This is a genomic window from Kitasatospora sp. NPDC057542 (genome assembly GCF_042801945.1).
Taxonomy (GTDB): Bacteria; Actinomycetota; Actinomycetes; order Streptomycetales; family Streptomycetaceae; genus Kitasatospora.
The window spans coordinates 1-10,798 of sequence record NZ_JBHVFE010000308.1 but is presented as its reverse complement, the minus strand read 5'-3'; the positions used below and the strand labels follow the sequence as shown (position 1 = coordinate 10,798).

Annotated in this window: 6 protein-coding genes; 4 read left to right on the top strand and 2 right to left on the bottom strand. The window is 74.4% G+C overall.

Annotation, left to right across the window (positions count from 1 at the left end; all coding sequences use genetic code 11):
• Nucleotides 1–36: 36 nt before the first annotated feature.
• Nucleotides 37–960, bottom strand: coding sequence for a TetR family transcriptional regulator (locus ACFU7Y_RS30295; protein WP_380770319.1), 924 nt, complete (start codon nucleotides 958–960; stop codon nucleotides 37–39).
• A gap of 299 nt (nucleotides 961–1,259) precedes the next feature.
• A complete protein-coding gene (locus ACFU7Y_RS30290; protein ID WP_380770317.1) occupies nucleotides 1,260–3,035 on the bottom strand; it encodes a 3-hydroxyacyl-CoA dehydrogenase family protein in 1,776 nt (591 codons plus the stop codon).
• A 590-nt stretch (nucleotides 3,036–3,625) separates the two neighbouring features.
• On the opposite strand from ACFU7Y_RS30290, the gene ACFU7Y_RS30285 reads away from it, so the two are divergent.
• The 4 genes from ACFU7Y_RS30285 (at nucleotide 3,626) to ACFU7Y_RS30270 (ending at nucleotide 10,736) form a co-directional block, all read left to right on the top strand.
• Nucleotides 3,626–6,337 (top strand): MXAN_6230/SCO0854 family RING domain-containing protein, encoded by a 2,712-nt coding sequence (locus ACFU7Y_RS30285; protein WP_380770316.1) that lies wholly within the window; start codon nucleotides 3,626–3,628, stop codon nucleotides 6,335–6,337.
• A gap of 77 nt (nucleotides 6,338–6,414) precedes the next feature.
• Nucleotides 6,415–7,878, top strand: a complete 1,464-nt coding sequence (locus ACFU7Y_RS30280) for a glutamine synthetase (RefSeq protein ID WP_380770315.1) — start codon at nucleotides 6,415–6,417, stop codon at nucleotides 7,876–7,878.
• A gap of 2 nt (nucleotides 7,879–7,880) precedes the next feature.
• On the top strand, nucleotides 7,881–8,999 hold the full coding sequence (locus ACFU7Y_RS30275; protein ID WP_380770314.1) for an amidohydrolase family protein: 1,119 nt from the start codon (nucleotides 7,881–7,883) through the stop codon (nucleotides 8,997–8,999).
• Between the two features lie 252 nt (nucleotides 9,000–9,251).
• The gene (locus ACFU7Y_RS30270) at nucleotides 9,252–10,736 is read left to right on the top strand and encodes a S8 family serine peptidase (protein ID WP_224284559.1); all 1,485 of its coding nucleotides are present in this window, start codon (nucleotides 9,252–9,254) and stop codon (nucleotides 10,734–10,736) included.
• Nucleotides 10,737–10,798: the final 62 nt, after the last annotated feature.

Below are 10,798 nucleotides of genomic sequence, written 5' to 3'. Positions count from 1 at the left end.
CCCTCGATACTGCTCTGACCTGCGTGAATACTGTGCTTACGGCTCCCGGGCGCCGCTCAGTGCGGCCCTGATGCTGTCCACCACGACATCCAGCGGAGCGTCCGTCCGGGCCACTGTGATGAGCACCTCACCTCCGGGGCTGGCACTCAGTGCGCTCTCCGCCCCGGTGTCCCCCGGGGTCCCATTGGCACCCGGTGCCACCACCGATCCCCGGCGTCTGGCACCCGGCGCGCTGGAGGCCCAGAAGGTCCGCCGGATCACCTCGAAGGAGTGGTCCAGCTGTGCCTCCACGTCGCCCCGGCCGCCGGCCCGCAGCCAGCGCCGCAGCACGTGGTTGTGCGCCGCGACCACCGCCGCCGCCGAGACCTCGGCCAGCATCGAGTCGTCCTCGCCGCCGCGCTGCCAGCCGGACGGGATGGACTCGCCGGTGTCGAAGCGCCCCAGCAGGTAGCGGGTGAACAGCCGCTCGTAGCGGGCCACCACGGCGATCTCCCGCTCGCGCAGCGCCGGGACCTGACGGATCAGCTGGTACCGCGCCACCGACACCCCCGGGGTGGAGGCGTACATCCGCAGCACCTCCTTGATGCCGCGGCAGACCACGTCCAGCGGGTGCTCCTCCGGCTCGGCGCTGGCCAGCAGGTCGGCCACCCGCACCAGGGTGTCGTCGTGGTCCGGGAAGATCGCCTCCTCCTTGGACCGGAAGTACCGGAAGAAGGTGCGCCGGGCCACCCCGGCGGCGGCCGCGATCTGGTCGACCGTGGTCTCCTCGTAGCCCTGCGAGGCGAACAGCTCCATCGCGGCCGTGGCCAGGTCCTGGCGCATCTGCTGGCGCTGCGCCGCCGCCCGGCGGCTTCCCGGCCCGCCGTCCGGCCCGGTGCCCCCGGTGGAGGGGGCGGTCCGGTCGGCGCCGCGGTGCGGCCCGGCGGGGTGCTGCGGGGAGGTTGACTGAACCCGATCCATGTCCGGAACGCTACACGGCCCGGACGGTGCGGCCGCGGCCCTTCCCCGACGCACCGGTGCGACCGGGCCGGTCACGGCCGGGCGAGGCCAGCGGGAGGATACCGTCCCGGGGCTCCAACCGGGGCGCGCGGAGGACGCTGAGGGCGCGGAGCCGTACGACGGGGCGCCGTTCCCGGGAGCCGCGCCGCCGTGGGGCTGGGCCCCGTACGGCGGGGCCCCGTACGGCTGTGCGGCGTGCGATCCGGCCTGCGGGGGCCCGTACGGCGTCTCGTACGGGCCGCCCCCGGCCTGCGGCGTGGTCACCGGCGCGCGTGGTCGCGGAAGCCGCGGCCGGTCTTGCGGCCCAGGCAGCCCGCCGCGACCAGGTGCTCCAGCAGCGGTGCGGCGGCCAGGCCCGGCTCGCGGAACTCCTGGTGCAGCACCCGCTCGATCGTCAGCGAGACGTCCAGGCCGACCACGTCCAGCAGCTCGAACGGGCCCATCGGGTAGCCGCAGCCGAGCTTCATCGCGGTGTCGATGTCGTCCACCGTCGCGTAGTGCTCCTGGAGCATCCGCACCGCGTCGTTCAGGTAGGGGAAGAGCAGCGCGTTGACGATGAAGCCGGCCCGGTCGCCGCACTCCACCGGGTGCTTGCGGACCTTGGCGGTCAGCTCCAGCACGGTCGCGGTGACGTCCGGCGCGGTCAGCACGGTGGAGACCACCTCGACCAGCTTCATCGCCGGGGCCGGGTTGAAGAAGTGCATGCCGATCACGTCCTGCGGCCGCGTGGTGGCGGTCGCGCAGCTGATCACCGGCAGGGAGGAGGTGGTGGTGGCGAGCACCGCCCCCGGCTTGACGATCTTGTCCAGAGTGGCGAACAGCTCCCGCTTGACCGCCAGGTCCTCGGCGACCGCCTCGACCACCAGGTCCACCTCGGCCAGCTCGGCGTACTGGCCGACCGGGGTGACGAGCGCCAGCGCGGCGTCCCGTGCCTCGGCGGACAGCCGGCCCTTGGCCACCGAGCGCTCCAGCGACTTCGCCAGCTGCGCCTTGGCCGCCTCGGCCTTCTCCTGGCTCCGGGCGGCCAGCAGCACCGGGTGCCCGGCCTTGGCGAACACCTCGGCGATGCCGGTGGCCATCGTCCCCGAGCCGCAGACGCCGACGGTGCGCACCTCCCGGCCCGGCACCCCGGGCAGGGCCGGCCCGGTGGCCGCGTCCACGGCCCGGGACGAGCCCGGCGCCTCGTAGGTGTAGAAGCCGCGCCCGGTCTTGCGGCCCAGCAGCCCGGCCGCGACCAGCTGGCCGAGGATCGGGGCGGGCGCGTGCAGGCGGTCCCGGGACTGCTCGTACATCGCCTCCAGCACGGTGCGCGCGGTGTCGATGCCGATCAGGTCGAGCAGCGCCAGCGGACCCATCGGCAGGCCGCAGCCGAGCCGCATCGCGGCGTCGATGTCCTCCCGCGAGGCGTACTTGGACTCGAACATCGCGGCGGCCTGGTTCAGGTAGGCGAACAGCAGGCCGTTCACCACGAAGCCGGCCCGGTCGCCGGCCGCCACCGGCTCCTTGCCGAGGTCGCGGGCGAAGGCGGCGGCGTCCTCGGCGGTCTGCGGGGAGGTCAGCACGGTGCGGACCACCTCGACCAGCTTCATGCCGTGCACCGGGTTGAAGAAGTGCAGGCCGAGCACCCGCTCCGGACGGGCGGTCGCGGCGGCGATCCGGGTCACCGACAACGCGGTGGTGCCGGTGGCCAGCACGGTGGCCTCCGGGCAGATCCGGTCCAGCTCGGCGAAGACCTCCCGCTTCAGTTCCAGCTGCTCGGGCACCTCCTCGATCACCAGGTCCGCCCCGGCGGCGGCCGCCAGCTCGTGGCCGACCGAGATCCGGGCCAGCAGCCTGGTGCGCTCCTCGGCGGTCAGCCGCTCCCGGTCCACCGCGTGCGCGGTGGCCTCCTCGATCCGGGCCAGTGCCCGGGCGGCCGAGTCCTCGGTGGCCTCGATGCCGATCACCCGGCGGCCGCTCTTGGCGACCGCCACCGCGACGCCGGCACCCATGGTGCCGAGGCCGACGACCGCGACGGTGGGGAAGGGACGCTCCATCTGTCCTGACTCCTAGTCATGAAGGGCCCGCGCGTGCTCCGGCGGGCACGCCGCCGCGCCCGTACGCCGGGGGCGGCCGCCGCCGGAGGAGGGTCCACGTGCGGGGGCTGGGGAGATGACGGGGTGTCGGCGCACCCGGGCAGCGGCCGGTCCGCTCCGGCCGAACTGCGGATGTGCCGTGGTGCTCAGGCGCTCGAAAGTGAAGGAAGCGACTCTGATACGAGGAGGAACCCGGCCCGCCGCGGTCCGCGGCACCGGCCGGTGAAAGCGCACCGCGCGAGCGCCGGAGAAGCGGCGACCGCGGCCTGCCGCCGGTGCGGCTCCCGAAGCCCGGCGGTGGTGCGTGTCCGGCCACTGTAGCGAAGCTACTTGTGAGTAGGAAGGGGGGCGGCGCCGGAAAACCGTTCGGGGCCGGGGGGCGAAGCCGTGCGAGGTGGAGACGGAAAACCGTTCGGGCAGCGGATGGGTGTTCGCTAGGGTGATCGACGCGGGGGCGGCTCCGCGGCGTGCTTCCTTCTCACTCATCTCCAAAATGAACCGAGTGCGCCCACTCTCCGCCCCCGCTTCGTCGTACCCACGGGGGAAGAGCTGTGAAGAAGCCGAGCGCCGTCGTACCCGAGACCGGTCTGGACGCCTATCTGCTGCGCCGCCACGGGACGGTCCTGGTCGAGCCCGGAGCCGGGCCCGGCCAACCGCAGCCGTGGACGGCCCAGGGGCTGGTCGCCCTGGAGGCCGACCTCGCCCGGCGCGGCCACGTGCTCACCGCGCCGCTGCGGGCCGCCCTCGGCCGGCTGCGCCCGCTCGACCTCTCCGCGGCCGGCACCCGGCTGCTGTGGGGCATTGACGCGATGCTCGGCGCCGACCGCAGCCACGTCCCGCTGTTCCGCCGCTTCCCCGAGGGCGTGCCCTCGCACGCGCACGCCGACTACTCCGCGATCATCCGCGGCTACCTGCTCTGCCAGGCGAGCCAGGTCTGCCTGCTCTGCGAACGCAGCAGCCTGGAGGCCGGCATCGGCGCCCTCGCCCCCTGCGCCCACCTGCTGTGCGGCGACTGCTACCGGGAGCGGGTCGAGGACGGCGGCGACCGCCACTGCCCGCTCTGCCGCACTCCGCTGGAGCGCAAGCGCCGTCTGTCCACCGACACCAGGGCCGCCCGCAAGGCGGCCCGCGAACTGCAGCCCGGACAGCAGCTCAAGCCGCTGCGCCTGGCCGGTCCCGCCGAGGTGGCCGCGCTCGCCGCCACCGCGCTGACCGCGCTGCTCGCCCGGCAGACGCCGCTGAGCCCGCAGGACCGCGAGGACCTCGCCCTGCTGCTCGACCACACCCCGGCCGACCCGGCCGACTGGCTGCCTGCCGAGATCCCCGTCCGGGAGACCCGCGCCACCGTGCTGGCCGCCCTGCTGCACCGCGACCGGGAAGCCGCCCGGCCGCTCCTCGCCGGCCACCTCACCACCGCCACCGACGTCCTGCGGCTGATCTGGGCGTGGTCCGGCGCCGAACCCGACCTGCTGCCGGAGACCGCCCGCACGCTGCGGCTGCGGAGCCTGCCCCGCCCGCTGCGCCGCGAACTGCTCGCCGTCCTGGACGCGTTCCCGGCCGGCACCCTCGCCGAGGACCTGCGCCGCCACCGGCAGGCCTGGCTGCGGGCCGGCGAACTGCTGCACCCGTACGAGCACCGCGCCCGCTTCCCGTACGCGGCGGCCGCCTTCGCCGTGGTCCGGCAGAGCGACCTCGACCTGCACGGCCTCGGCCCGCAGCTGCGCGAGGCGCCCGCCCCGCTGCGGGTGAGCGAGACGCCCGGCGGCCACACCCGGCTGACCGTGGAGACCTTCGCCGCCCGGGTCGAGCACACCCTCGAACAGGGCGACCTGCCCGCCACCGTCAGGCTGCTGGCCCGCCGCCCGGGCGAACTGGTACGCCGACTGCACCACCTGCTGCGGGTGCACGCCACCTGCTTCCCCGGCGAGCCGCTGCCCGCCGAACTCGCCGAAGCACTGCCGGGGGCGCTGCGCGCGGTCGCTCCGGGCCCGCTGCTCGGCGCGTACGGACGGCTGCGCGCGCCGCGCGGAATCGGCGAGCGACGGCTGTACTTCCCGCGCGGCCGGGTCGCCCCGGCGCACTCCCGCTTCGACTGGGGCACGCCCGTCCCGGACCGGTTGAGCGCGCCGGTCTGCGCCCTGATCGAGGCCGAACTGCTGCGCCGGGCCGAGCAGTCGGCGGCCGCTTCGGGGCGCTACGAGGTGGCCGTACTGGACGCCGCCCTCGCCGACCTGGTGGTCCCGTTCGCCGAGCGGGCCAGTGCCAAGACCCTGGTCGCGGTGCCGCGCGGCAGCGTGCAGGGGCTCCCGGGCGGGCAGCACCTGCGACTGTTCGTGCACTGGATGCAGCGCCCGCACCAGCGGGTGGACCTCGACCTGTCGGTCGCCTTCTACGACGAGGAATGGCAGTTCACCGGCCTGTGCGACTACACCCGGCTGGTCACCGGGCCGCGCGCCGCCGTCCACTCCGGCGACTTCACGACCGCCCCGCCGCCGCACGGCGCCACCGAGTTCGTCGACCTGGACCTGCGGGCGCTGGGAAAGGCCCGCGCCCGGTACGCCGTGGTGGTGGTGTTCAGCTACAACGACATCCCCTTCGAGGACCTCACCGACGCGTTCGCCGGCTTCATGACCCTGACCCCCTCCGAGGCGGCCCGGCAGCGCACGGGCAGTTTCCACCCCAGGAGCGTCCGCCAGCGGCTGGACCTCGCCGGGGACGCCCGGATCTGCGTGCCGATGATCGTCGACCTCCAGACCCGCAGCTACACCTGGACCGACCTCAACGTGGGCTCCGGCACCGGGTTCCACAACCTCTACCGGCACCACGCCGTGGTCGGCTCGCTGGCCGCCGACGTCCTGACGCACTTCGCGCCCGGCTCCCGGGCCACCCTGTGGGACCTCGCCTGCGCCACCGCGGCGGCGGGCAGCGACGAGGTGCTGGTCCGCGACCGGACCGGCCGCGGGCTCGGCGTCTACCACCGGGGCGCGGACGAGCCGGTGAGCGCCTTCGCCGAGCGGCTGCGCTCCCGCCACGCGAGCGACCGGCGCACCGAGCAGCCGCCGGACGACACCGCCCGGATGATCGCCGAACGCCTCGCCGGTGCCCGGGCGTTCGCCGCCCTGGTGCACGCCGACGTGCGCGCCCCGGCCGAGGTGTGCGGGACGCTCTACCGGCTCTACCCGGGCCCGACCGACGCCGCCCCGGACACCCTGGAACGGATCACGGCGGGGGAGTTGACCGCCAGATTCGCCCCGAAAGGGTGAACGGGTGAACAGGGCTGCCAATAGGGCCACCCGATAGGGGAGTTACCCGACCCCGACCGGCGGGGCAGCATGGTGACATGACCACCGGAACCGCCACCGCCGGCCCCACCGCGCCCGGTCCCGCCGAGCCGCCCGCCACCGCGGAACAGCTCGCCACCGCCGCGGCGGCAGCCGTCGCGCTGCCACCGCGCGCCGAGCGGGCCGAGCGCGCCGAGGAGGCCGCCGACCGGCTGCGCACCGAGGCCGTCGAGGCGGTGGCCGTCACCTGGGTGGACAACGCCGGCGTCACCCGGGTCAAGGCCGTGCCGCTCGCCGGTCTGGCGCACGCCGCGCAGTGGGGCGTCGGCACCGCGCCCTGCTTCGACGTGTTCCTCGCCGACGACACGATCACCACCAGTCCGATCATCGGCGGCCCCACCGGGGACCTCAGGCTCTACCCGGACCTCGACCGGATCGTCTCGTTGGCCGCCCAGCCCGGCTGGGCCTGGGCCCCGGGGGACAGGTACACCCAGGCCGGGGCCCCGCACCCCGGCTGTCAGCGGCTGTTCGCCCGCCGGGTCCAGGCCGTGGCGGCCGCGCGCGGCCTGAGCCTCAAGGCCGGCATCGAGGTCGAGTGGACGGTCGCCCTGGCCGGCGCCCCGCAGGAGGAGCCGCAGTACCCGACGCACGGCCCGGCGTACGGGATGCACCGGGTCACCGACCTCTCCGACTACCTGCGCGACGTCCTGGGCGCCCTCGGCCGGCAGGGGCTGAGGGTCCTGCAGATCCACCCCGAGTACTCCCCGGGCCAGTTCGAGGTCTCGGTCGCCCCCGAGGGCCCGGTCGCCGCCGCCGACACCTCCGTCCTGGTCCGGCACACCGTCCGGGCCGTCTCCGCCCGGCACGGCCTGCGGGCCTCCTTCGCCCCGGTGGTCGAGGCGGGCGGCGTCGGCAACGGCGGGCACCTGCACGTCAGCCTCTGGCGGGACGGGCGCAACCTCGGCCACGGCGGCCCCGGTCCGTACGGCCTGACCGCAGAGGCCGAGGGCTTCCTCGCCGGGGTGCTCGACGCGCTGCCCGAACTGCTGGTGCTGGGCTGCTCCAGCCCGGCCGGGTACCTGCGACTGGTGCCGTCGCACTGGGCCGGCGCCTACCAGTGCTGGGGCCTGGAGAACCGCGAGGCCGCGCTGCGCCTGGTGACCGGCTCCACCGGGGAGCGGGCCGCCGCCGCCAACGCCGAGGTCAAGTGCTTCGACGCGAGCGCCAACCCGTACCTGGCGGTCGGCGGGGTGATCGCGGCCGGCCTCGCCGGGATGGACCAGCGCCGCGCGCTGCCACCGGAGTTCACCGGGGACCCAGCCGCCGCCGAGCCCGGCACCGTGCCCCGGCTGCCGACGGGCCCGGCCGAGGCGGTCGCCGCGTACGAGCGCTCCGCAGTGCTGCGCGAGGCGCTCGGCGAGCCGCTCTACCAGGCGGTGCTGGCGGTGCGCCGGGCGGAGCAGGAGCAGTACGCGGCCGTCACGCCCGAGGAGTTGGTCGCGGCCACCCGCTGGCGGTACTGAGCGTGGCCCGGCCGGAGGGGCCCGCGCTGGTCGACCACCACTGCCACAGCGTGGTGGCGGTCGAGCTCGCCGACGACGCCCTGGCCGGGCTGCTCACCGAGTCCGACCGCCCGCCCGCGCCTGGCTGTTCGCCCTTCGACAGCGCGCTGGGCCTCGCGGTGCGGCGCTGGTGCCCGCCCGCGCTCGGCCTGCCGGCACACGCCCCCGCCGCCGACTACCTCGCCCGGCGGCGGGAGTTGGGCGCGGCCGAGGCCACCGGACGGCTGCTGGCGGCGGCCGGGCTCGACACCTGCCTGGTGGACACCGGGCTGATCGCCGCCGCGGGCCACCCACTGCTGCCGCCGGCCGAACTCGCCGAGGCCACCGGGGCGTCGGTGCGTGAGGTGGTCCGACTGGAGTCGATCGCGGAGACGGTGACGTGCGGCGCCGAGGCCTGGCCGCGGGCCGTCGCCGAGGCGCTCGCGTCGGCCGCCGCCGGGGCCGTCGCGATCAAGTCGGTGCTCGCCTACCGGCACGGCCTGGCCGCCCCCGCCGAACGCCCGGCCGCCGCGGCGGTGGTGGCCGCAGCCGGCGCCCACCTGCGCGGCGGGCGGGGCCGGCTGACCGACCCGGTGCTGCTGCACCACCTGCTCTGGACGGCCGTGGACGTCTGCGCCGAGCTCGGCCTGCCGCTCCAACTCCACACCGGCTTCGGCGATCCGGACCTCACCCTGCACCGGGCCGACCCGTCGCTGCTGACGGACTTCGTGCGGGCCACCGAGCCCAGCGCCGTCCCGCTGGTGCTGCTGCACGGCTACCCGTACCACCGGCAGGCCGCCTGGCTGGCCCAGGCCTTCCCGACGGTGTACACCGACCTCGGGCTGACCGCCTCCTACGCCGGGCCGCGGGTGGCCGCGGTGCTGGGCGAGATGCTGGAGCTGGCGCCGTTCGGCAAATTGTTGTTCTCCACCGACGCCTACGGGCTGCCCGAACTCTATTTGGTGGGCACCTGTCAGTTCCGGTACGGACTGGATGCGGTGCTCGCGGGCTGGCAGGCCGACGGCGCCTGCTCCGCAGCCGACGCCGAGCGGGTGGCGCGGTTGGTCGCGGCCGACAACGCGCGCCGGTTGTACGCGTTGTAGGGGTGCGATCGGTGCTGGTGGCCGCCGTTGCGGCGGGTGTGGCCGCACGTTGGCGAACCATCACTTTTTAACACTCTTGACCTCTGTTTCCCTGTTGATCTCCGGAGCTCGTAACCCCCCTTCCTGATCCGGATGTGACGATTGGATGACTACCTCTTGCGCTTATAAGCAAATATTCATTAGCGTCCCGGTCATTCCCAAGCGCACCTGCCCATCGCAGCTGCCGCCTGACGACTCGGGAGGCCAACCCCCATGCGTGTTCCTCGGATCAGCCGTACCCGGTACGCGGCAGTGGGCGTCGTGCTCGCCACCGCCGGCGCCCTCGCGCTGCCGGCCGGCACCGCCGTCGCGGCCCCCACCGCCGACTCGACGACCGGTCCGCTGATGAGCTACGTCGTCAACACCAAGGCCAACCACGGCCAGGTGCAGAAGGTCGAGAAGGCCATCACCGGCCTCGGCGGCACGGTGGTCCAGTCGTACGAGCAGGTCGGCGTCGTGGTCGCCCGCTCGAACGACACCAAGTTCGCCGAGAAGCTGCGCCTGGCCAAGGGCGTCGACTCGGTCGGCGCCAGCCGCACCAAGGGCATCCAGGCCGCCGACCAGGGCAAGGCCGACGTCGCCGCCGAGCCGGCCGCCTCGGCCGCCCCCGGCGAGGAGCCCTACGACGCCTACCAGTGGGACATGCGTCAGATCGGTGCCGACAAGGCCCACAAGATCTCGCTCGGCAGCCGCAACGTCACCGTCGGCGTGCTGGACTCCGGCATCGACGCCACCCACGAGGACCTGGCCGCCAACGTGGACGCCTCGCAGTCGGTCTCCTGCATCGACGGCAAGACGAACACCGACTGGAAGGCCTGGCAGCCGACCACCAGCGACCACGGCACCCACGTGGCCGGCACCATCGCCGCCGCCAAGAACGGCAAGGGCATCGTCGGCGTCGCGCCGAACGTGAAGCTGGCCGCCGTCAAGGTCGTCGACGACGGCGGGTTCATCTACCCGGAGAACGCGGTCTGCGGCTTCGTCTGGGCCGGCGAGCACGGCTTCAAGGTGACGAACAACAGCTACTTCGTCGACCCGTGGATGTTCAACTGCAAGACGGACAAGGACCAGGCCGCGATCTCGGAGGCCGTCCGCAAGGCCGTCGCCTTCTCGCAGCGCAAGGGCGTTCTCAACGTCGCCGCCGCGGGCAACGAGAACCTCGACCTGGCGCACAAGACCGTCGACGTGGCCAGCCCGGACGACACCACCCCCGGCACCCGCCCGGTCACCAACGACTGCCTGTCGCTGCCGACCGAGCTGCCCGGCGTCGTCGCCGTCTCCGCGGTGGGCGTCAACGGCGTCAAGTCGTACTACTCCAGCTACGGCAAGGGCGTCGTGTCCGTCACCGCCCCGGGTGGCGACCGCCGCTACCAGCTCCCGAACACCCCGGACAAGGACGGCCGCATCCTGTCCACCATCCCCGGTGGCAAGTACGGCTACATGCAGGGCACCTCGATGGCCACCCCGCACGTCGCCGGCGTGGTCGCGCTGCTGGCCGGCACCTTCCCGTGGGCCAGCCCGGACGAGCTGACCGAGATGCTGACCACCCACGCCGAGTCCATCCCGTGCCCGACCGGCGAGTACAACCCGGGTGGTGCCGGCGCCTGGAAGGCCACCTGCGAGGGCGGCGCCGACGACAACGGCTTCTACGGCGCGGGCCTGGTCAACGCCGAGAAGGCGGTCCAGTGGTGGCGCTGACGCGCTGACCGCGGACACCTCTGAACAGTAGAGCCGGGGAGCGGGACCACTGGGTCCCGCTC

Coding starts and splice junctions, on each gene's coding strand:
- ACFU7Y_RS30270 (WP_224284559.1), top strand. CDS start 9,252: ATGCGTGTTCCTCGGATCAGCCGTACCCGGTACGCGGCAGTGGGCGTC.
- ACFU7Y_RS30295 (WP_380770319.1), bottom strand. CDS start 960: ATGGATCGGGTTCAGTCAACCTCCCCGCAGCACCCCGCCGGGCCGCAC.
- ACFU7Y_RS30290 (WP_380770317.1), bottom strand. CDS start 3,035: ATGGAGCGTCCCTTCCCCACCGTCGCGGTCGTCGGCCTCGGCACCATG.
- ACFU7Y_RS30280 (WP_380770315.1), top strand. CDS start 6,415: ATGACCACCGGAACCGCCACCGCCGGCCCCACCGCGCCCGGTCCCGCC.